The following is a 350-nucleotide window of genomic DNA, read 5'->3' on the forward strand; positions in this document are numbered from 1 at the left end:
TCTTTTATCTCAGCCCATTCAAGAAGCTCTGTCGCTTTTTTCTCTTTTTCTTCGATCTGCGCCCACAAAGCCTCGTCCTTTTTGCCTTCAGGAATCTTTCCGCCGTAGTTCTTGTTGATGAAAAGCAAAGTGCGGTTCACAAGATTTCCGAGATTTCCAATCAGCTCCTTGTTGTATTTTTCCTGAAAGTCCTTCCAAGTGAACTGGTAGTCCTGATTTTCCGGGCGGTTGTAGTAAATGTAGAATCTCCACGCGTCGCTTGGAATTCCAGACTCTTTCGCGTCTGAGCCGAAAACGCCTACTCCTTTTGACTTTGAGAATTTTCCGTCCTCATAGTTCAGGAATTCTGT

At 44.6% G+C, this 350-nt stretch carries 1 protein-coding gene; it reads right to left on the reverse strand.

Features of this window, described 5'->3' with window-relative positions; all coding sequences use genetic code 11:
* A partial coding sequence (locus tag B2X33_RS05680; RefSeq protein WP_296668259.1) for a class I tRNA ligase family protein occupies nt 1-350 on the reverse strand: 350 nt, incomplete at both ends.

It is taken from the genome of Treponema sp. UBA785, assembly GCF_002297065.1.
In the GTDB taxonomy this organism is placed as follows: Bacteria; Spirochaetota; Spirochaetia; order Treponematales; family Treponemataceae; genus Treponema_D.